The organism is Cellulosimicrobium sp. E-16 (assembly GCF_049913115.1).
In the GTDB taxonomy this organism is placed as follows: Bacteria; Actinomycetota; Actinomycetes; order Actinomycetales; family Cellulomonadaceae; genus Cellulosimicrobium.
Map to the genome: position 1 here is coordinate 703,707 of NZ_CP183974.1, position 20,710 is coordinate 724,416.

Here is a 20,710-nt window from a genome sequence, read left to right on the forward strand (position 1 = left end):
GACGCTAGGAGGGTCGGTGCGACCGGTCCACGCCTTTCCCACGCACACGGCACCGACCCCTGCACCCTCTGCCCGCCGACCATGCTGTTGTGGCCCGTCCCGGCGTCGGGACGGGCCACAACCACATGGTCGGCGCGAGGAGAGTCAGGCGTTGAGCGCCTGCTCCACGTCCTCGATGACGTCGAGCGGGTCTTCCAGGCCCACCGACAGGCGCACCGTCGTCTCCGCGATCCCGACGGCGGCGCGGCCCTCGGGGCCGAGCTTGCGGTGCGTGGTCGTGGCGGGATGGGTGACGAGCGACTTGGCGTCGCCGAGGTTGTTCGAGATGTCGACGACCTGGAGCGCGTCGAGGAACGTGAACGCGCGCTTCTTCGCGGTCTCGGGGTCGGTGCCCTCCGGGACGGCGAGGTCGAACGTCACGACCGTGCCGCCGCCGCTCTGCTGCGACTGCGCGAGCTCGCGCTGCGGGTGCGACGCGAGGAACGGGTAGCGCACGCGCCCGATCCCGGGAAGCTGCTCCAGCGCCTCGGCGACCTGCGCCGCCGCGGCGTTCTGCGCGGCGACGCGCACGGGCAGCGTCTCGAGCCCCTTGAGCAGGACCCACGCGTTGAACGCCGAGAGCGACGGCCCGGTGTTCCGGATGAACGTCTGCACGGGCCCGTTGACGTACTCCTCGGTCCCGAGGATCGCGCCGCCGAGCACCCGGCCCTGGCCGTCGATGTGCTTGGTCGCCGAGTACACGACGACGTCCGCCCCGAGCTCGAGCGGCTTCTGCAGCAGCGGGGTCGCGAACACGTTGTCGAGGACGACGACCGCGCCCGCGGCGTGCGCGAGCTCGCTCACGCGCCGGGCGTCGACGATGTCCTGCATGGGGTTGGACGGCGTCTCGAAGAACACGACGTCCGCCGGCGTGGACAGCGCCTCCTCCCACTGGGAGAGCACGTGCCCGTCGACGTAGTCGGTCCGCACGCCCCACTTGGCGAAGATCTCGTCGAAGATGACGATGCTCGACCCGAACAGCGCGCGGGCCGCGACGATCCGCGACCCGGAACCCACGAGCGCGGCGAGCGACGTGAACACCGCGGACATGCCGGACGCCGTCGCGTAGCAGGCCTCGGCGCCCTCGAGCAGGCGCAGTCGCTCCTCGAACGCGTGCACCGTCGGGTTGCCGTAGCGCGAGTAGACGAACCGGTCGAGCTCGCCCTTGAACGCGGCCTCGGCGTCTGCGGCGCGGTCGTAGGTGTAGCCCTGCGTGAGGAACAGCGCCTCGGAGGTCTCCTGGAACTCCGTGCGGTGGTGCCCGCCGCGCACGGCGAGCGTCGCGGGGCGCGCGCTCGCGGGCAGGGGCTTGCGGCCGGAGCCGCCCGGCACGCTCCCGGGCTGCGCGGCGCTCACCGGGCAGCCTCGTCGTAGGTCGTCGTGGGCAGGCCGCGGACCTTCCAGCCCTCGACGTCGCGCAGGCCCGAGAAGCCCTGGGCGCCCTCGAAGCCCTCGAGCACGTTGTACGACGGCCCGAGCCCGGCGGCCGTGGCAGCGCGCGCGGCGCCGATCGAGCGCTGGCCCGAGCGGCACAGGAACACGACGGGGCGCTCGTCGCCGGGGGTGAGGCCCGCCTCGACGAGCTGGTCCACGAAGCGCGGGTTGGGCCCGGCCGGGGTCACCCACTCGTCGAACACGACGTCGCGGTCGAGGTCCGTGGCGTCGGGCACGCCGATGGTGCGCCACTCGCCCTCGGTGCGGACGTCCACGAGCACGGCGCGCTCGTCGCTCGTCAGCAGGTCCCACGCCTGCTGGGGGGTGATGTCGCCGGCGTAGCCGACGGCGGGTCGCGCGTCGGGCGGTGCCGGCCGGGGTGCCGACTGCTGCTGGGACTGGTCGCTCATGAGTCCTCCTCCATCGATCGTGGCAGTAGCACCCTGCGCCCGGCCGCCTCGCGACGGACCGGGGGGTTGCTGCGGCGTCGACGTGCCACGTCACTCGGCCGCTCCGGATGGTTGCTCGGGATCGTACGCCACCCGTCCGACGTGCGGAACGCCCGTCTCGCCGAGCGGCCCCGGGCAGGGACGCCCGACGTCGGACGGTCGCGCTAGCGTGGCCGCGCGGCCGGGCGGGGGTCCCGGCCGGGCAGGGGGATCGATGCGGGTCGCACGGGGACGGGTGGTGGGCGCGACGGTGGTCGCCGGAGCGGTCGCGGCGGGGGTCGTCCTGCTGTGGACGGCACCCCAGGACGAGGAAGCCTCGCAGTCGGCGGCCGAGGTGCACCTCGTCGGGGACGACGTCCCCGCGCTGCCCACCGAGCGGCCGCGGGTCGTCCAGGTCGAACCCGACGAGGACCTCGCCTCACCCCGTCCCTCCGGTACGGCGCTCGGGGTGCGGGAGGGCGAGCCGATCGACCTCGCGGACCACGTCGTCGGAGGGTACGAGGGCTGGTGGAGCTCGGACGGCAACGGCGAGGCGTGCGACGCCTACGCCGACGCGCACCCCGAGGTCGTGCTGGCGAGCACACGCACCGGTGAGGTCGTCGAGGCCCACGCGAACGGCGCGCGGCTCCAGCGTCCTCCGCAGGCGCCACCGGGAGACCCGGCCGAGTGGCCGCCCGACTCCGTCGTCGTGCTCGACGCGCGCACCGGGGCTCTGCTCGAGTCGTTCGAGGTCGACGAGTCCGGGTGGCGCCTCGACCTACTCGTGGACTGCGTCCCGCCATCCGAGACGCCCTGACCACCGGTTGACACGGTGCACCCCCCGCGCACATCCTGGGACACAGGTCATGAGTGCCAGCGTGAAACCCCGGTTTGCTGGCCGGCAACCCTCCTCTCGCGGCGGGGTGCCCCGGGTGACGACCAGGCCGTACGCCGACCGGCGCGCGGCAAGCGCGGGGATCACCGTCCCCGGACCGCCCTCGGAGGACTGTGCCATGACTGCTCTCGCTGACGTCTCGTGTCCGACCGACCTCTCGACGACGCCTGACCTTTCGGCGATCGCCGACGCGCCTGCCCTCCTGCCCGTCGTCGGCGCGGACACGCTCGTGCCGCTCGCCGACGGCCGCAGCGTCCCGTACGCGAACCTCGACGTCGCGGCGTCGGCCCCGGCGCTGCGCTCGGTCGCGGACCGCGTCACCGAGGTCCTGCCGCTCTACGCGAGCGTGCACCGCGGCGCGGGCTACCTGTCGCAGGTCTCGACGGCGCTCTACGAGGCGTCGCGACGCACGATCGGCGCGTTCGTCGGCGCGCGCGAGGACGACGTCACGGTCGTCACGCGCAACACGACCGACTCGCTCAACCTGCTCGCAGGCTGCGTCCCGGCGAACGCGGACGGGACGCCCGGGCGCGTGCTCGTCCTCGACGTCGAGCACCACGCGAACCTGCTGCCGTGGCAGCGCGCGGGCGGTGCGACGGTCCTCGCCGGCGGTGCGTCCGTCGCGGAGACGCTGTCCGGCCTGCGCACCGAGCTCGCACGCTTCCCGTACGCCCTGGTCGCGGTGACCGGCGCGTCGAACGTCACGGGCGAGTCGCTGCCCGTCGCGGACGTCGTGCGGATCGCGCACGACGCCGGGGCGCGCGTCGTCCTCGACGGCGCCCAGCTCGTCCCGCACCGCGGGTTCTCGCTCGCCGACTCCGGCGTCGACTACGTCGCGTTCTCCGGCCACAAGACGTACGCGCCGTTCGGCGCGGGCGCGCTCGTGGGCCGTCGCGACTGGCTCGACGCGGGCACGCCCTACCTCGCCGGCGGCGGTGCGGTGCGGCAGGTATCCGTCACCGGCACGCAGTGGCAGACGGCGCCCGCGCGCCACGAGGCCGGGTCGCCCAACGTGGTGGGTGCCGCGGCGCTCGCGGCGGCGTGCGACGCGCTCGCGGCGCTCGACCCGGCCGACCTCCACGCGCACGAGGCGACGCTGCGCGCGGCGCTCGTCGCCGGGCTGGAGGCGGTCCCGGGCGTGCGCGTCGTGCGGGTCTGGGAGGACGCCGTCGACCCGGTCGGGGTCGTCACCTTCTCCGTCGAGGGCCACGACCCGGGCCTCGTCGCCGCCTACCTCTCCGCCGAGCACGGCATCGGCGTGCGCGACGGCCGCTTCTGCGCCCACCCGCTGCTCGCGCGCCTCGGGTACGACGCGGGCGCGATCCGCGCGTCCGTCGGCGTCGGGACGACGGGTGCGGACGTCGTCCGGCTCGTCGACGCCGTGCGGTCGTACGTGGAGCACGGTCCTGCGACGCGGTACGAGGTCGTCGACGGCTGCTGGGCCGTGGCCGACGACCCGCGCCCGGTGCCTGTGGGGTCCGGTCTCGAGGGACTCTTCGCGACCGCCGCGGCGGGCTTCCTCGCCAACGCCGCGGGGTGCGGCCCCGCCGTCTGACCCGGCGCCGGCGGGACCGCCGGGACAGCCGTTCACCGTGCCGTCGACGAGCGTTGTCCACGACGTCGCCGGACCCTCTTGGCGGCGTCGTCCGCGTGTGCTCTGATATGCGCTGTGCTGCACGACGTCGTCCTCTCGGGGCACGGATTCCGCCTGGAACCGTTGGCCCTGGAGCACGCTGAGACACTGGCCGGCCTCGTCGACGAGGCGATGTGGTCAGGCATGAGCATCCCCATGCCCTTCGGGGTCGCGGGGATGGCCGAGCTGGTGGCCGCGACGCGCGCCGCGCCCGACCTGACGGGCTTCGTCGTGCGCGCCGCCGGACCCGGCGGTTCCCCGGGCGACGTGCTCGGCAGCACGGCGTTCCGCGACCTGTCGCTCGTCGACCGCCGGGTCGAGGTCGGCCGGACGTTCTACGCCCGCTCCACGTGGGGGAGCCTCGTCAACCCCGTGACCAAGTGGCTGCTGCTGCGGCACGCGTTCGAGACGTGGGACGTGCACCGCGTCGGCTTCCGCGTCGACACGCGCAACACGCGCTCGCTCGGGGCCATGCGCCGGCTCGGGGCGTACGAGGAGGGAGTCATGCGCGGCCACCGCACCGCCCCCGACGGGACGCGCGCCGACTCCGTGATGTTCTCGATCCTCGCGCCCGAGTGGCCCACCGTCGAGGTCGGGTTGCTGGAGCGGATCAACGCCCCGCGCGTCGTGCCCGTGCTCGCCCCGCCGCTGCCGCGGGTGGACCTGCCGCTCGCCGCGTCCTGACCGGGGGCCGTCCGCGAGCAGACCCCGGCACGCCGCGAGGGCCCCGCCGCAGCGGAGCCCTCGCGAGCAGATCGGGGGGATGACTAGCGGTCGAACGCGTCCTTGACGTCGTCGCCCGCCTGCTTCACGTTCGCCTTGGCCTGGTCGGCCTGGCCCTCGGCCTCGAGCCGCTCGTTGTCCGTGAGCTTGCCCGCGCCCTCCTTGAGCTTGCCACCCGCCTCCTCGGCGGCGTGCTTGGCCTTGTCTCCGATGCCCATGAGTGCTCCTCTCGTCGGTACGTGAACGACCGTAGGCACGGGCCGGGTCACTCGCACGCGGTCGGGCACCCGGCGTGTGGTGGGATGTGCGGGTGCAGCACGACACCACCCTCGAAGGCTTCGGCGTCCGCCTCGTCCCGCTCGACGAGAGCCACGCCCCTGCGCTCGGCGCGCTCGTCGACGACGGCATCTGGGCCGGTATGTCGAGCCGCGTGCCCAGCGGCACGGACGCGATGGCCGGCTACGTCCGCGACGCCGTCGCCGCCCCCGGTCGGCTCGCGTTCGCCGTGGTCGGCCCCGGGCCGGACGGCGCGTCCCACGGCGACGACGTCGTGCGTGGGTCGACGTCCCTCTACGAGTGGGTGCCATCCCAGGGCCGCGTCGAGCTCGGCTCGACGTTCTACGGGCGTGAGTGGTGGGGCGGCGTGACGAACCCGGCGTGCAAGTACCTGCTGCTGCGCCATGCGTTCGAGGACCTCGGCGTCGCGCGCGTCGCGCTGCGTGCCGACGCGCGCAACAGCCGCTCCATCGGTGCGATCCGGCGCCTGGGCGCCGTGCCCGAGGGCGTGCTCCGCAGCCACCGCGTCGCGCCGGACGGGTCGCGCCAGGACACCGCCTACTTCTCGATCCTGCTCGACGAGTGGCCAGCCGTCCGCGACGGCCTGCTGGCCCGTCTGGCCTGATCGACCGGCTCGCCGAGAACGAGCCTGCGCGGCGTCGAACACGGGGTTGGTGTCGTGATCGAGCGGAGAGCGACACCAACCCTGTGTTCGGCAGCGGGGCGGGGACGGTCAGGGGCGGGGGGTGACCCGGCCCGCGAGGTGGAGGCGACCCTTGCCGTCCCACGCCTGGTAGGCGACGCCCGTCGTCGGGTCGCCCGCGCCGTCGGGCACGGCGGGGGCAACCTGCCCGACGGCGTCCCGCACCGCGGGGGGCACGTCGCCCGCGGGGCGCAGGGCCACGTCGACCGTGCTCGGCAGCAGGACCGGCTTCGCGAAGGACACCGTCCAGTCGTACGCGTCGCCGCGGCGGGGTCCCGCCTCGGCGAGCGCCCGCGCTGCGGTGTACATGCCGTGCGCGATGGCGCGCGGGAACCCGAACGCCTTGGCGCCGAGCCCCGACGTGTGGATGGGGTTCCGGTCGCCCGCGACGGCCGCGTACGCGCGACCGGTCCCCGAGCCGAGAGTCCAGCGTGCCGTCGGGAGCGGGGCGACGAACGCCTCCGTGCCCGACGCTGCCGTGGCGTCCCCGTCCGCCGGGCCTCCCGGGAGCGTGACGCCCTTCGCGAGGTAGGTCGACACGCCCCGGTACGCGAGCGTCGTCGCCGACAGACCGCTCCCGGACGCGCGCTCCTCGTCGGTGCGCTCGACAAAGATCTCCGTGACCAGGTCCACCTGGACCCCGCGCCGGTGCGGACGCAGCCCCTCGGCCCAGGCACGCACCTCGAGCGTGTCCCCGAGCCGCACCGGACGCAGCACGGACACCGAGTTCGCGAGGTGCACCATGCCGAGCAGCGGCAGCAGGAAGTCGGTCCGGACCATGACGGCCGTCGCGAGGGGGAAGCCGAGCACGTGCAGGTACCCGGCGGGCAGCACCTCCGACGGGGCCTCTCCCACGAGGCGCGCGTACCGCGCGAGGTGCGCGGCGCTGCCCACGTGGTCGGGCGCGGCGTCGTCGCCCGTCGGCACGCCTGCGACGCGGTACGTGACCTCGGGCAGCTCCAGGTCGCTTCGACCGCCGCCCGTGGGGAGGCGGTGCGCCGCCGCGATCCGGCCCGACGCCGCGAGCCCGCGCACGTACAGGCCGCCGAGCCCGGGGATCGCGGGCAGGGTCTCGACCCGGTCGGGCGCGGCCGACCGGGGTGCCGGCGCGGCGCCCTCGGGCGCCGTCACCGGCCCACCACGTTCTGCCCGCACACGCGCAGCACCTGACCGTTCACGCCGGCGGCACCCGGCGACGCGAGGAACGCGATCGCCTCGGCCACGTCCACGGGCTGGCCGCCCTGCTGGAGCGACGCGACCCGACGCGCGACCTCGCGCTGGACGAACGGGATCGACGCCGTCATGTCCGTCTCGATGAAGCCCGGCGCGACGGCGTTCGCCGTCCCGCCCGGACCACCCGGCGCCGCGAGCAGGCGCGCGAAGGCCCGCGTGTGCCCGATGACGCCGGCCTTCGAGAACGCGTAGTTCGCCTGGCCACGGTTGCCCGCGATGCCGCTCGTCGACGCGAGCGAGACGATGCGCGGCGCGGAGGAGAACCCGTTCGCGCCGAGCAGGTACTCCGTGATCCGCAGCTGCGCGGCGAGGTTCACCGCGACCACCGCGTCCCACTTGTCCGCGGACATGTTGGCGAGGAGCTTGTCGCGCAGGATGCCGGCGTTGTGCACGAGGACGTCCAGCCCGCCGTGCCGCGCGCGGGCGTGCTCGAGGATGCGCGCGCCCGCGTCGTCGGCGGTCACGTCGAGCTGGAGCGCCGTGCCCTTGATCTCGTTCGCGACCTTCGCGAGCGCCTCGCCCGCAGCGGGCACGTCGACCACGACGACCTTCGCGCCGTCGCGCGCGAGCGTCCGGGCGACCTGAGCCCCGATGCCGCGCGCCGCGCCCGTGACGACAGCGACCTTGCCGGCGAGCGGCTGGTCCCAGTACGTCCCCGTCACGCCGACGTCAGCGGCGGACGCGCCGACCCGCAGCACCTGACCGTCGACGAAGGCGGATCGGGCGGACAGGAGGAAGCGGAGCGCGGCGAGGACGCTCACGCTGTCGACCGGGGCGTCGTCGGTCACCTGGATGCCGTTGCCGGTCGCGCCGTAGCGCAGCTCCTTGGCGACGGAGCGCAGGAACCCGTCGACGCCCTCGCGGGCGGCGGCGAGCCCGGGGGCGTCGGTGTCGGCGGGGGCGCGCGAGATCGTCACGACGCGGCCGTTGGGCGCGAGGCGGCGCAGCGTGGCGGAGAGCGCCAGGACGGGCGCGGACGCGTCCTCCGGACGTTCGATCCCGCTGAGCACGACGACGACCGCGCCCCAGCGGGTCGTGTCGTCCGGGGTCTGGCGGACGTCGAGGTCCCAGGCGAGCAAGGCCTCGGCCACGCGGTCGGCGTCGTCGCGCACGCCGGGCGTCCCGCCGAGGACGAGCACGGGCCCGACGGTGAGCGGGTCGCCCGCGCGGAAGCGGCGCAGGACCGCGGGGCGCGGGAGGCCGAGCTTCTTGGCGAGCGTCTTCGTGAAGCCGGAGTTGACGGCCTGGACGTAGGAGTCGGTCACGGTGGTTCCTCTCGGGTCGTCGGGCCGTCAGGCGGGGGCGTCGGTCGCGGGGACGGACTCGAGGATCGCGGCGACGCCGAGGCCCCCCGCGGCGCACACGGAGATCAGCGCCCGCGCGGGGGCGCCGGTCTCGGCGGTCTTCGCGGCGAGGAGCTTCGCCGCCGTCGCGACGATGCGGCCGCCGGTCGCGGCGAACGGGTGGCCCGCGGCGAGCGAGGACCCGTTGACGTTGAGGCGCGAGCGGTCGATCGACCCGAGCGCGCCGTCGAGGCCCAGCTCGGTGCGGCAGTACTCGTCGTCCTCCCAGGCCTTGAGGGTCGTGAGCACGGTGGACGCGAACGCCTCGTGGATCTCGTAGAGGTCGAAGTCGCCGAGCGCGAGCCCGTTGCGCGCGAGCAGGCGCGGGACGGCGTGGGCCGGGGCCATGAGCAGGCCCTCGTGCCCGTGCACGAAGTCGACGGCCGCGGTCTCGGCGTCGACGACGCGCGCGAGCAGCGGGAGGTCGCGCTCGCGCGCCCACTCGGCGGACGCGAGCAGGACCGTGGACGCGCCGTCGGTCAGCGGGGTCGAGTTGCCCGCCGTCATGGTCGGCTCGGCGCCGTCGGCGCTGCCCGCGAGGCGCTTGCCGTACACCGGCCTGAGCGCGGCGAGCTTCTCGAGCGACGAGTCGGCGCGCAGGTTGTCGTCGCGCACGAGCCCGCGGAACGGGGTGACGAGGTCGTCGAAGAAGCCGGCGTCCCACGCGGCCGCGAGGTGCTCGTGGCTCGCGAGCGCGAGCTCGTCCTGCGCCTCGCGCGTGACGCCCCAGCGCGCCGTCGTGATCGCCTGGTGCTCGCCCATGGACAGGCCGGTGCGCGGCTCGTCCGTCGCGGGGGTCAGGGGCGCGAGGTCGGAGGGGCGCACCTTGGCGAACGCCTTGACGCGCTGGCCGAAGGTCTTGGCGTGGCTCGCCTCGAGCAGCGCCCGGCGCAGACCCTCGCTCACGGCGATCGGCGCGTCGGAGACGGTGTCGGAGCCGCCCGCGACGCCCGACTCGACCTGGCCGAGGCGGATCTTGTTCGCGACGGTGATCGTCGCCTCGAGGCCGGTCGCGCACGCCTGCTGGAGGTCATAGGCCGGGGTCTCGGGGGAGAGGGAGGAACCCAGCACGGACTCACGCACGAGGTTGAAGTCGCGCGAGTGCTTGAGCACCGCGCCACCGACGACCTCGCCGAGCCGCTCACCCTGGAGGCCGAAGCGCGCGACGAGTCCCTCGAGCGCGGCCGTGAACATCTCCTGGTTGCTCGCCGAGGAGTACTTCTTGCCCGCGCGGGCGAACGGGATGCGGTTCCCACCCACGACCCAGGCGTCGCGGGGGGCGCCGGGGGTGCTGGTCGTCGCCGCCTGCTCGGCGGCCTGTCCGGGGGACTGCTCCGGGGTCTGGCGGGGGCTGGTGCGGTTGGCCACTGTGCCTCACTTCCTGTCCGTGCTCGCTGCGCTGCGTCGGTCCCGGCCCGGGGAGTGAGCCCCCTGTGCGACGTCGTGCTCGACGGCGCGCGGAGGCGAGGGAGAGGGCCGGCTGGTGTCCAATACCAAGAGTACCTGATACTCTCGGTTTCGTGAGTCGGGTCACAGGGCCGTGCCCTGCCCCGACGCGGTGCCGGAGGACCAGGCACCGACGACATCGAGGTCGGGCGCAACGGAGGGCGACGTGAACACAGGTGCCGACGCGCGAGCGGCCACCCGAGGACGGGTGCAGCCGGGCGCGGCGGTGGACGGCCGGTCGACCCGCTGGGACGAGCACCGGGCGGCACGCCGCGCGGAGCTCATCCGGGCGGCCAGCAAGGCCGTGCACCGCGGAGGCCCCGGGGTCTCCATGGACGAGATCGCGGCGGCGTCGGGGACGTCGAAGTCGATCATCTACCGCTACTTCGACGACAAGACGGGCCTCCAGGTCGCGCTCGGCTCCGCCGTCGTGGGGCAGATGCACGACGCGCTGACCCAGGCGGCCGAGTCGGCCGAGACGCCCAAGCGCGCGCTGCGCGCGATGGTCGGCGTCTACCTCGAGATGATCGAGAGCTCGCCCAACGTCTACTACTTCGTCACCCGGACGAGCGCCGTCGCGGGGACGGAGGAGCCCGCCGCGCAGCTCGCCGCGAGCGGCGTCGCCAACGGGACCGCCGGCGCGAGCCGCGCGCCCCTCGCGGCGTTCCTCGACTCGGTGATCGAGCTCGTCGCCGAGCCGTTCGCGCGCGTCACCGACGTCTCTCCCGCCGACGCCGCGGCCTGGGCCGCGGGGGCCGTCGGGTTCGTGCGCGGCGCGGGGGAGTGGTGGCTCGGCCACCGCGACCGGGCCGACGTCCCGGACCGCGAGCAGCTCACCGAGCGCGTCGCCGCCTGGCTCTGGGCCGGGCCCGTCGGCGTGCTCTCCCACAACCCGGGCACCCCCCGCCCCCACGACGACCGGCGCACGGCGTCCGCGACCCGCCGCGACGGCGTCCGCCGCCCCGGCACCGACCGCCCTGAGCACCCGGCGACCGCCTCAGACCTCAAGGAGATCCCATGACCGCCACGTCCGACCGTCCCGCCCTCGCGCAGCGCGCGTCGACCCCGGGGGACGCGAGCGCGACGTCGCCGGGCGACGCCCGCGTCGACGTTGCCTCCCTCGAGAAGCTCCTGCTCGGCCGGTGGGCCGACCTGCGCGCGACGGCGCGCGCCACCGCGGGCGAGGAGGCGTTCCAGCGGGTCGAGGGCCTGACCCTGCGCGAGCACCGCGAGCGCGTGCTGGAGCAGATGCGCCTGCTCGTCGGCAAGGGGCAGGTCTGGCGCGGGTACCCCGAGCGCCTCGGCGGCGCGGACGACGCGGGCGGCAACCTCGCCGGGTTCGAGGAGCTGGTCGCGGCCGACCCGTCGCTCCAGATCAAGGCGGGCGTCCAGTGGGGCCTGTTCGGTGCGGCGATCCTGCACCTCGGCACCCCCGAGCAGCAGGACCGCCTCCTCCCGGGTGCCATGGACCTCTCCGTGCCGGGCGCGTTCGCGATGACGGAGATCGGCCACGGGTCCGACGTCGCGAGCATCGCCACCACGGCGACGTACGACCCGGAGACCGAGGAGTTCGTCATCCACACCCCGTTCCGCGGGGCGTGGAAGGACTACCTCGGGAACGCGGGCGTGCACGGCGTGGCCGCGGTCGTGTTCGCGCAGCTGATCACGAAGAACGTCAACCACGGCGTGCACGCGTTCTACGTGCCGATCCGCGACACGGAGGGCGAGCGCGACGAGCTCGGGCGCCTGCCGTTCCTGCCCGGCGTCGGTGGCGAGGACGACGGGCAGAAGGGCGGGCTCAACGGCATCGACAACGGCCGCCTGCACTTCGACCACGTGCGCGTCCCGCGCACCGACCTGCTCGCCCGCTACGGCTCGGTCGACGCGGACGGCACGTACTCCAGCCCGATCGAGAGCCCGGGGCGCCGGTTCTTCACGATGCTCGGCTCCCTCGTCCAGGGGCGCGTGTCGCTCGACGGCGCCGCGGTCACCGCGTCGAAGCTCGGCCTCGCCATCGCCGTGCGGTACGCGAACGAGCGCCGCCAGTTCACGGGCGCGAGCGCGACCGAGGAGGTCGTGCTCCTCGACTACGGCACGCACAAGCGCCGCCTCATCGTGCCGATCGCGGAGACGTACGCGGCCCACTTCGCGCACGACCGCCTGCTCGACCTGTTCCACTCCGTGTTCTCCGGCGAGGAGGACACCCCGGAGCAGCGCGAGGACCTCGAGACGACGGCTGCCGCGCTCAAGGCCACGAGCACGCGGTTCGCGCTCGACGTGCTCCAGGAGACGCGCGAGGCGTGCGGCGGGGCGGGGTTCATCACGGCCAACCGCATCACGAGCCTGCGCGCGGACCTCGACGTCTACGCGACGTTCGAGGGCGACAACACGGTCCTGCTCCAGCTCGTCGCGAAGCGTCTGCTCGCCGACTACGGCAAGCAGTTCAAGGGCATCACCCCGGGCCAGATGGCGCGCGTCGTCGTCGAGCGCGCGGGCGACATGGCGCTGCACCGCACGCCGCTCAAGCGCGCGGCGCAGGCGCTGGCCGACGTCGGCGACCCGCGCCGCGCCGCCGGCCACCTGCGCGACCCCGAGACGCAGCGCGCGCTGCTCACCGACCGGGTCGAGACGATGGTCGCCGACGTCGCGCAGGCCCTGCGCCCCGCGCAGAAGGCCGACCCCGAGACGGCGACGAACCTGTTCAACGCCCACCAGGTCGAGCTCGTCGAGGCCGCCCGAGCCCACGCGGAGCTCCTGCGCTGGGAGGCGTTCACGCAGGCCCTCGAGACGATCGAGGACGCGGGCACGCGCGAGGTCCTCACGACCGTGCGCGACCTGTTCGGCCTGAGCCTCGTCGAGCGCCACCTCGCGTGGTACCTGCTCAACGGCCGCCTCTCGGCGCAGCGCGCCCGGACGGTCACGAGCTACCTGGACCGCCTCATCGACCGGCTGCGCCCTCACGCGCAGGACCTCGTCGACGCGTGGGGCTACGGCCCGGAGCACCTGCGCGCGACGATCGCGACCGGCATCGAGAAGGAGCGCCAGGACGAGGCGCGCGACTACTACCGGCGCCTGCGCGCGAGCGGCGACGAGCCGCGGAGCGAGAAGTCGCTGCGCAAGGCCGCGAAGGGCGGCCCGCAGGCCCGCTGACCGGTTCGCGGCCGGTCGCTGACCGGCCCGTCCCTGGAACGTCCTCGGCGCAGCAGGCGGAGCGGTACCGCCGCCGAGGGTCAGGCCCGGGCGGCACGACGTCCACCAGCCGTCGTGCCGCCCGGGCCGTTGCTGTCCGGTCCTCGACCGCGAGCGACGTCGTGCTCGGCGTGAGCCGAGGCGCCGCCGGTCAGGTCGGGTTGCAGCGCGCCGCCATCGTGGCGAGCAGCCCGACGTCGGGCCGCCAGGGCTCGAGGTTCCACGTCGCCTTGTCCGGGGCGCCGACCGCGTGGCACACGAGCTGGTCGTGCATCGTCGGGGTGTCGACCTCCGGCTCGGCGTCGACGAGCTGCGCCCAGACGAGCTCCTGGCCCGCCTGCCCCGCGGCGCGGGCCCACGCGGTCGGGTCGACGGCGAGCGACCGCCCGCCCTCGCGCTCGCCCCAGTCGGTGCTCCGCAGCGCCTGCGTGCCGAGGGTCACGACGACGTCCCACGCCGCCGTCGGGCCCTCGCCGGACGATCCCGTCTCGCCCGCGTCGTCGCCCGGGGCGCTCGGGGTCCCGTCCGTCCCGTCGGTACCTGGCGTGGTGCCCGCCGTGGTGCCCGACGGCGCCCTCGGCGTGGGCACGAGCGTCACCTCCGCGTGGTGCGCGTCGACGAGCACGACCCGCACGCCGGGGGTGCTCGGCGTACCGCCGCCCACCGCTACGTCGTCGTCCGCGACGTCCCCGGTCGCGCCGTCGCCATGCCCCTCGCCGGACGGATCCTCGCCGGACGGATCCTCGCCGTGCGGACCCACGCCGTGCGGACCGACGCCGTGCGGACCGACGCCGTGCGCACCGAGGACGCGCGGGCTGTCGAGCCCGCCGACCGGGGTGCCGGCGTCGTCCAGGACGGTGAGCGTGCCGTCGGCGTGGCGCACGAGCGAGCCACCCTCGACCGAGATCCGCGCAGGGGCGTCGGCGAGGACGAGGGGGACGTCCGACGTCTCCTCGTCGCCGGCCGAGACCTCGACCGCCGGGTCGTCCTCGCCCGGCGTGCTGGAGGGCAGCGCGGGTGCCGCGATCTCGACGACGACGGGTCCCACGGGCACGCGCACGACGTCGGGCTCTGCGGTAGCGGCCCCACCCGGCTCCGCGGCGTCTCCGCCCGCGCCGGACGCGTCGTCCGCGGGCGTCGTCGTGGCCGCGTCGAGGCTCGGTGGGGCCACTCCGTCGCCGGGCGTGCAGCCGGCGAGGACTGCCGATGCCAGGGCTCCGGCGGCGAGCGTCAGCACGACGGCTCCGGGTCGCCGTCGCGCACCGGCGCGGCCGGACCGGGTCACGACGACACGGGGAGCAGCCCGGCCCAGCGTCGGCCGAGGTCCACGAGCCCCACGCGGTCGAGCGCGTCGACCTCGTCCGGCGTGAACCAGCCGACGTCGTCGGTCGACTCGTCCTCCTCGACGCGCAGCTCTCCGCCCACCACGTGCGCGCGGTAGACGATGCGGATGCCGTGCAGCGAGCGGTCGCGGTCCTCGACGCGCAACCGTGCGGCAGCGTCGACGACGATGCTGTCCACGCCGAGCAGGCCGTCGAGCACGACGTCGTAGCCGGTCTCCTCGCGGACCTCGCGGACGGCCGCGGCCTCCGGGTGCTCGCCGGGTTCGATGCCGCCGCCGGGCAGGGTCCAGCCGTCGTGGTCCCCCTCGCTCCAGTGGGGGAGGAGCATCCTCCCGTCCTCGCGGACGATCACGGCGTAGGCGGCGACGCGGATCTGCATGGACCCATCATGCGCGACGGCCGTCGTGGACCCCCGCGGTTCCGGCGAACATGCGGTTCTGGCGCGCCGATCGTGCGGATGCCGCCGTCCCGGCGCCCGGACGATCCACAACCCCAGGTTCGGCGCTCGCCAGGACAGCGTTCCTTGCGCAAGCAATCGGCATCGAATACTCTGAGTCAAGTATTCGGAGGTGAGCGATGTCCCGTCGTCCTGTGTCCAACCCGCTCGCGCTCGCCGTCCTCGCGAGCCTCGCCGAGCGACCCATGTACCCGTACGAGATCACGACGACCCTGCGCGAGCGGGGCAAGGACGACAGCATCCGGCTCAACTTCGGCTCGCTCTACTCCGTCATCAAGTCGCTCGAGAAGCACGGCTTCATCACGCCGTCGCACTCGGAGCGTGAGGGCAACCGGCCCGAACGCGTCGTCTACGAGATCACGGAGGCCGGCAAGGTCGAGGCGGCCGCGTGGCTGCGCGAGCTGTTGGCCGTGCCGTCCAAGGAGTACCCGGACGTCGAGGCGGGGCTGTCGCTCATCGCCATGCTCTCGCCCGAGGAGGTCGCGGCGCTCCTGCGCGCACGGCTCGCCTCGCTCGACTCGGAGATCCGCACGCGCGACGCCGGGCTCACCGGCGCTGCGGCGGCCGGCCTGCCGGAGATCTTCCTCGTCGAGGCCGACTACCGGCTGGCCATGCTGCGCGCGGAGCGTGCCTGGATCGACCGGTTCGCCGCACGCCTGGAGGCGGGCGAGGTCGGTGGCCAGGACGGCTGGGCCGAGATGGCGCGGCTGCGCGCCGCGGGCGCATCTCCCGAGGAGATCGAGGAGGTCGTGCGCCGCCACCTGCCCGCCGACCTCACCCCCTGAACCACCGGCGCGCGCCCGACCGGGTGCGCGCCGGACGGACAAAGAGTGGTGGCCCGGATGCGCCAACATCCGGACCACCGAGCCCGAGTCGTCCCGCCGGAACCGACAGAACGCTGCGTCAACAGTCACCCAGGGCCCTCCCATGCTAGCCGCGTGGGAGTGGCCACCCCCGGCGAGACGGCTCCCGACACAAGGAGCCTCATCGTGCCTTCCAGCACCCGCGCGCAGGAGACAGCGATCGACGCCGTCGACCTGCGCAAGACCTACCCGGGCGGCCGCGGCCGCCCGCCCGTGCACGCGCTCGACGGCCTGTCGTTCACCGTCCCCACGGGCACCGTGTTCGCGTTGCTCGGCCCCAACGGGGCGGGCAAGTCGACGACCGCCAAGATCCTCACGACGCTCAGCCGAGCCGACTCCGGCACGGCGACCGTCGCGGGGATCGACGTCGCGCGCCAGCCCGAGCGCGTGCGCCGCGCGATCGGCTACGTCGCGCAGAAGCCCGTGACCGACCCGATGGACAGCGGTCGCGAGAACCTCGTCCTCGCGGGCAGGCTCCAGGGCCTCGGCGCGCGGGACGCCCGCGCCCGTGCGACCGAGCTCCTCGAGCGGTTCTCCCTCACGGACGCGGCCGACCGTCTCGTGAAGACCTACAGCGGCGGCATGGCGCGCAAGCTCGACGTCGCGATGGGGATCGTGCACCGGCCCCGCGTCCTGTTCCTCGACGAGCCGACGACCGGGCTCGACCCGGAGGCGCGCGCCGAGATGTGGGCCGAGATCAAGCGCATGACGGCACGCGAGAGCATGACGATCCTCCTCACCACGCACTACCTCGAGGAGGCCGACCGCCTCGCCGCGAACCTCGCGATCGTCGACCACGGCCGCGTCGCGGTCGCGGGGACGCCCGACGCGCTGAAGGACGAGCTGCGCGGCGACGGGATCGTCGTCGAGCTCGCGGCCCCGACAGTCCCGGCGTCCGGGCTGCCCGACGGCGACGCCGCCCTCGCGGCCCGCGTCACCGCCGCGGTCGGCACGTGCGCGGGCGTCCGCGACGTGCACGTCGAGGGCCGGACCCTGCGTGCCCGCGCCGACTCGGGCGCCGTCGCGCTGCCCGCCGTCCTCACCGCGCTCGACGCCGCGGGGCTCCCCGTCGCGTCCGCGACGCTCGCCCGCCCGAGCCTCGACGACGTGTACCTGCGGCACACGGGCCGCACCTTCACGGCCGCGCAGTCCTCCGGAGCCGCGACATCCGGGAGCGGCCCGCGGGTCGATTCCGGCGCGACCGTCGAGGGGGTGGCCGCATGACCGCCGTCGTGCACACCGGGCTGCTCACCGCCCGGGCGCTGCGCCAGGGCGCGCGCATCCCCGTGTTCATGGTCATGAACCTCGTGCAGCCGATGATCTGGCTGCTGCTGTTCGGCCAGCTCTTCCGGTCGGTCGTGGAGATCCCGGGGTTCTCCACCGGTGGGACGTACCTCGAGTTCATCACGCCCGGCGTCGTCATGATGACGGCGATGTTCGGGGCGGCGTGGGCCGGGACGTCGTACGTGCAGGACATGGACCGCGGCGTCATGGACCGCTTCCTCACGTCGCCGGCGTCGCGCGGCGCGCTCATGGCGTCGACGATGATCTACCAGGCCGTCATCGCGGTGGGGCAGGCGCTGGTCGTGCTCGCGGTCGCGTGGCTGTGCGGGGCGCGGTTCGGCAGCACGCCCGGCGAGACGACGCTCGGCGTTCTCGCCCTGCTGCTGGCGGTCGTGCTGCTCACGGCCTTGTTCTCGGCGCTGAGCAACGCCATGGCCCTGCTCACCGGCCAGCAGGAGGCGCTCATCGGCATCTCGCAGCTCATCACGCTGCCGCTCATGTTCCTGTCCTCGGCCGTGATGGACACGAGCCTGTCCGCCGGCTGGGTGGCCGACGTCGCGCGGTTCAACCCGTTCGACTGGGCCGTCGTCGCGGGGCGCGAGGCGCTCGCCGCGTCGCCCGACTGGGGCGTGGTGTGGGGCCGGCTCGGGCTGCTCGCGCTCGCGGCCGTCGTCATGGGCTGGCTCGCGACGCAGGCGTTCCGCACCCGCCAGCGCTCGGCCTGACCCCGCGCACGACGTCCGCCCGAGGCCCACGGCCCGGGCGGACGTCGTCGCTCAGCGGGAGCGGCCGTCGTCGGAGTCGTCCTCGACCTCGTCCTCGAGGCGGGAGACGTCGGAGAAGGCGATCTGGCGGTGCCGCACCGAGCGGTTGTACAGCCACGTGACGAACGAGAGCACGATCCCCAGGCCCACGAGCGCGCCCGCGATGACGTACTGCTCCTGCTGCTCGGCGCTGCGCGCCCACGGCCCGGCGAGGTACGCGCACGTGAGGGCCCCGAGGACCGCGAGCCAGGTGCGGGTCCTGAAGTGCTGGTGGTCCACCGGGTCGCGGCGCAGCACGAGGAGCGCGACGTTGACGATCGTGAAGACGACGAGCAGGAGCAGCGACGTCGTGCCGCCGAGCAGCGCGATCGCGTTGGTGCCCGACTCGGTCCCCGACTGCCGCACGACGTACACGATGAGCGCGAACGCGATGGCCGTCGTGACGAGGATCGACACCCACGGCGTCCGCCGGAACGGGTGCACCTGGCCGAACGCGCGCGGCAGCACGCCCTGGTTGGACATGCCGTAGAGCAGGCGCGACGCCATGAGCATGTTGATGAGCGCCGAGTTCGCGACGGCGAACATGCCGATGAACGGGAAGATCGTGTCGAACGGCAGGTTCGGCGCTCCCGCCGCCACGACCTGCGTGAGCGCCGAGCCCTTCGAGTCGTCGACGAGGTCGCCGACGGGGACGAGCGCGACGGCGGTGATCGCGACGAGCACGTAGATCGCGCCCGTGATCGACAGCCCGGTGAGCATCATGCGCGGGAAGTCGCGCACCGGGTTCTTGCACTCCTCGGCCATGTTCACCGAGTCCTCGAACCCGACCATGGCGAAGAACGCGAGCGTCGTCGCGGCGGTCACGGCGAGGAACACGCTCTTGTCGTCCGCGCTCTCGAACACGACGACGCGGGAGAAGTCGGCCCTGCCCTGCGTCGTCGCCCACAGCCCGACGAAGATCACGAGCAGGAGGCCGGACAGCTCGACGAGCGACAGCACGACGTTCGCCCGGACGCTCTCGCCGACGCCGCGGAAGTTGACGAGCGCGACGAGGGCCATGAAGCCGAGCGCGATGAGGAGCCTGCCGTCGCCGCCCGTCGGGAGCTCGAGCCCGAACCCGTCGGAGACGAACCCCGCGAACGCGTTGGACGCCGTCGACGCCGACGTGATGCCCGAGCTCATGACCATGAACGCGACCACGAAGGTCAGCAGGTGGATGCCGAACGCCTTGTGCGTGTAGAGCGCGGCGCCGGCGGCGCTCGGGTACTTGGTGACGAGCTCGAGGTAGGAGAACGCGGTGATCGTGGCGACCACGAACGCGAGCAGGAACGGCAGCCACGCCGCCCCGCCGACCTCGCCCGCGACCTGGCCCGTGAGGGCGTACACGCCCGTGCCGAGGATGTCCCCGACGATGAACAGGAGCAGGAGCTTGGGCCCCATGACGCGCTTGAGCTCCGGCTGCTGCCGTTCTTCCGTGCGACCCGCGGTCTGGCTCATGAGAGGCTCCCTCGCGTCTCGGACGTCCCCGGACCTCCATGGAACCCCCGGACGCACGGTCCTGTCAGCGCGAACGTGCGCGTGTCGCCCCCGGGCTGCCGGACCCGGCCCTGTCGTCGCGCGGCTCGCCGAACCCGGGGTCGTCTCCGGACTCGGCCGCGCGGGGTGCGACGACCCCGGGTTCGGCGTCCGGCGCGTGGGGGGTGAGCTCCCCCCGCGGCGGACGCCGGCGCAGGACGCCGGTCGTCGTGGCGACGCCCAGCAGCAGGACGGCGCCGCCCGCCAGCTCGGCCGCGTTCGGCACCTCGTCGAGCACGACCCACGCGGCGAGCATCCCCACGGGCGGGACGAGCATCGTGAACGGCACCACCGCGGACGCCGGGTACCGGGCGAGCAGCGTGTTCCAGATCCCGTAGCCGACGAGGCTCGCGAGCCATGCCGTGTACAGGGTCGAGAGCACGGGCGCGAGCGTGAGGTGCGTGAGCGCGTGCCCGACGGCGTCCGGCCCGTCGAGCGCGAGGGACAGCCCGAGCATGGGGACGGGGACGACGAGCGCCGACCACACCGTCATCGACAACCCGTCGAGCCCGGGCCGCGAGGGAGAACTCCGGTCCGCCGAGGGAGAACCCTGGTCCGCCGAGGGAGAACCCTGGTCGCGACGGCCGGCCCGGCGCGCGACGACGTTGCCCACCGCCCACGACGCCGCGGCGGCGAGGGTCACGACGAACGCGAGCGCCGGCGTCGACGCGCTGCGTCCCACGCCGACGACGACGAGCCCGGCGGCCCCGACCAGCACGCCGAGGAGCTGGGCCCGCGTCGGGACCTCGCGCAGCGCCGCGGCGGCGAACAGCACGGTGAGGCCGACCTGCGCCTGGAGCACGAGGGACGCGAGCCCGGCGGGCATGCCGAGCGCGAGCGCGGTGTAGAGGAGGCCGAACTGGCCGAGGCTCATGAACGTGCCGACGAGCAGCACGTCCCGCCAGCGCGCGCGGGGCCGCGGGACGAGGAAGATCGCGGGGACGAGCACGACGAGGAAGCGCAGGGCGACGAACAGCGTCGGCGGCATGTCGCCGAGGCCGAGGTCGATGACGACGAAGTTCACGCCCCAGACGACGGCGACGAGGACGGCGAGGAGGGAGGAGCGCAGGGGCATGGGTACG

General features: G+C 74.4%; 19 protein-coding genes and 1 riboswitch. Of the genes, 9 read left to right on the forward strand and 10 right to left on the reverse strand.

Annotated elements, in window-relative coordinates:
* Positions 1 to 144: 144 nt before the first annotated feature.
* Together ACN9MS_RS03115 and ACN9MS_RS03120 are read right to left on the reverse strand one after the other, a co-directional pair.
* Positions 145 to 1,395 carry an O-succinylhomoserine sulfhydrylase gene (locus ACN9MS_RS03115; RefSeq protein WP_378216202.1) on the reverse strand — a complete coding sequence of 417 codons (1,251 nt, stop codon included), beginning with the start codon at positions 1,393 to 1,395 and terminating at the stop codon, positions 145 to 147.
* Entirely contained in the window at positions 1,392 to 1,883 is a 492-nt protein-coding gene (locus ACN9MS_RS03120) for a rhodanese-like domain-containing protein (RefSeq protein ID WP_426310679.1), read from the reverse strand. The genes ACN9MS_RS03115 and ACN9MS_RS03120 overlap by 4 nt, the downstream gene beginning before the upstream one ends.
* A 253-nt stretch (positions 1,884 to 2,136) precedes the next feature.
* On the opposite strand from ACN9MS_RS03120, the gene ACN9MS_RS03125 reads away from it, so the two are divergent.
* The 3 genes from ACN9MS_RS03125 (at position 2,137) to ACN9MS_RS03135 (ending at position 5,113) form a co-directional block, all read left to right on the forward strand.
* Entirely contained in the window at positions 2,137 to 2,718 is a 582-nt protein-coding gene (locus tag ACN9MS_RS03125) for a hypothetical protein (protein ID WP_426310680.1), read from the forward strand.
* Between the two features lie 45 nt (positions 2,719 to 2,763).
* Positions 2,764 to 2,879: riboswitch (SAM riboswitch) on the forward strand.
* Between the two features lie 35 nt (positions 2,880 to 2,914).
* Entirely contained in the window at positions 2,915 to 4,351 is a 1,437-nt protein-coding gene (locus ACN9MS_RS03130) for an aminotransferase class V-fold PLP-dependent enzyme (protein ID WP_426310681.1), read from the forward strand.
* 114 nt (positions 4,352 to 4,465) lie between these two features.
* The gene (locus ACN9MS_RS03135) at positions 4,466 to 5,113 is read left to right on the forward strand and encodes a GNAT family N-acetyltransferase (protein ID WP_426310682.1); all 648 of its coding nucleotides are present in this window, start codon (positions 4,466 to 4,468) and stop codon (positions 5,111 to 5,113) included.
* A gap of 83 nt (positions 5,114 to 5,196) precedes the next feature.
* Here ACN9MS_RS03135 and ACN9MS_RS03140 read toward each other — a convergent pair whose 3' ends face one another.
* Entirely contained in the window at positions 5,197 to 5,370 is a 174-nt protein-coding gene (locus tag ACN9MS_RS03140) for a CsbD family protein (RefSeq protein WP_141390223.1), read from the reverse strand.
* Between the two features lie 92 nt (positions 5,371 to 5,462).
* Here ACN9MS_RS03140 and ACN9MS_RS03145 point away from each other — a divergent pair, with 92 nt between their 5' ends.
* Complete coding sequence (locus ACN9MS_RS03145) at positions 5,463 to 6,053, forward strand: GNAT family N-acetyltransferase (RefSeq protein WP_426310683.1); 591 nt, start codon at positions 5,463 to 5,465, stop codon at positions 6,051 to 6,053.
* 108 nt (positions 6,054 to 6,161) lie between these two features.
* Here the strand turns inward: ACN9MS_RS03145 and ACN9MS_RS03150 are convergent, their stop codons facing one another.
* Genes ACN9MS_RS03150 through ACN9MS_RS03160 form a run of 3 tightly spaced genes read right to left on the reverse strand, consistent with a single transcriptional unit; the run spans position 6,162 to position 10,075 of the window.
* Positions 6,162 to 7,262, reverse strand: coding sequence for a MaoC/PaaZ C-terminal domain-containing protein (locus ACN9MS_RS03150; protein ID WP_426310684.1), 1,101 nt, complete (start codon positions 7,260 to 7,262; stop codon positions 6,162 to 6,164).
* Entirely contained in the window at positions 7,259 to 8,629 is a 1,371-nt protein-coding gene (locus ACN9MS_RS03155) for a 3-oxoacyl-ACP reductase (protein WP_426310685.1), read from the reverse strand. Before ACN9MS_RS03155 ends, ACN9MS_RS03150 begins: the two co-directional genes overlap by 4 nt.
* 27 nt (positions 8,630 to 8,656) lie before the next feature.
* The gene (locus ACN9MS_RS03160) at positions 8,657 to 10,075 is read right to left on the reverse strand and encodes an acetyl-CoA C-acetyltransferase (protein ID WP_426310686.1); all 1,419 of its coding nucleotides are present in this window, start codon (positions 10,073 to 10,075) and stop codon (positions 8,657 to 8,659) included.
* Positions 10,076 to 10,319: 244 nt separating this feature from the next.
* Between ACN9MS_RS03160 and ACN9MS_RS03165 the strand changes: the two genes are divergently transcribed.
* The gene (locus ACN9MS_RS03165) at positions 10,320 to 11,174 is read left to right on the forward strand and encodes a TetR family transcriptional regulator (protein WP_426310687.1); all 855 of its coding nucleotides are present in this window, start codon (positions 10,320 to 10,322) and stop codon (positions 11,172 to 11,174) included.
* A complete protein-coding gene (locus ACN9MS_RS03170) occupies positions 11,171 to 13,303 on the forward strand; it encodes an acyl-CoA dehydrogenase (protein WP_426310688.1) in 2,133 nt (710 codons plus the stop codon). Before ACN9MS_RS03165 ends, ACN9MS_RS03170 begins: the two co-directional genes overlap by 4 nt.
* Positions 13,304 to 13,493: 190 nt before the next feature.
* Here ACN9MS_RS03170 and ACN9MS_RS03175 read toward each other — a convergent pair whose 3' ends face one another.
* Together ACN9MS_RS03175 and ACN9MS_RS03180 are read right to left on the reverse strand one after the other, a co-directional pair.
* Positions 13,494 to 14,579, reverse strand: a complete 1,086-nt coding sequence (locus tag ACN9MS_RS03175) for a DUF2599 domain-containing protein (RefSeq protein ID WP_426310689.1) — start codon at positions 14,577 to 14,579, stop codon at positions 13,494 to 13,496.
* A 44-nt stretch (positions 14,580 to 14,623) separates the two neighbouring features.
* Positions 14,624 to 15,064 carry an NUDIX hydrolase gene (locus ACN9MS_RS03180; RefSeq protein ID WP_426310690.1) on the reverse strand — a complete coding sequence of 147 codons (441 nt, stop codon included), beginning with the start codon at positions 15,062 to 15,064 and terminating at the stop codon, positions 14,624 to 14,626.
* 197 nt (positions 15,065 to 15,261) lie between these two features.
* Here ACN9MS_RS03180 and ACN9MS_RS03185 point away from each other — a divergent pair, with 197 nt between their 5' ends.
* From ACN9MS_RS03185 to ACN9MS_RS03195, 3 genes are all read left to right on the forward strand, one after another.
* Positions 15,262 to 15,927 carry a PadR family transcriptional regulator gene (locus ACN9MS_RS03185; RefSeq protein WP_426310691.1) on the forward strand — a complete coding sequence of 222 codons (666 nt, stop codon included), beginning with the start codon at positions 15,262 to 15,264 and terminating at the stop codon, positions 15,925 to 15,927.
* A gap of 204 nt (positions 15,928 to 16,131) precedes the next feature.
* A complete protein-coding gene (locus ACN9MS_RS03190) occupies positions 16,132 to 17,229 on the forward strand; it encodes an ATP-binding cassette domain-containing protein (RefSeq protein ID WP_426310692.1) in 1,098 nt (365 codons plus the stop codon).
* The gene (locus ACN9MS_RS03195; RefSeq protein ID WP_426310693.1) at positions 17,226 to 18,014 is read left to right on the forward strand and encodes an ABC transporter permease; all 789 of its coding nucleotides are present in this window, start codon (positions 17,226 to 17,228) and stop codon (positions 18,012 to 18,014) included. Before ACN9MS_RS03190 ends, ACN9MS_RS03195 begins: the two co-directional genes overlap by 4 nt.
* Positions 18,015 to 18,065: 51 nt before the next feature.
* On the opposite strand, the gene ACN9MS_RS03200 is transcribed toward ACN9MS_RS03195, so the two are convergent.
* Positions 18,066 to 19,550, reverse strand: coding sequence for an APC family permease (locus tag ACN9MS_RS03200; protein ID WP_426310694.1), 1,485 nt, complete (start codon positions 19,548 to 19,550; stop codon positions 18,066 to 18,068).
* A gap of 64 nt (positions 19,551 to 19,614) precedes the next feature.
* Positions 19,615 to 20,703 (reverse strand): EamA family transporter, encoded by a 1,089-nt coding sequence (locus tag ACN9MS_RS03205; RefSeq protein ID WP_426310695.1) that lies wholly within the window; start codon positions 20,701 to 20,703, stop codon positions 19,615 to 19,617.
* Between the last annotated feature and the right edge of the window lie 7 nt (positions 20,704 to 20,710).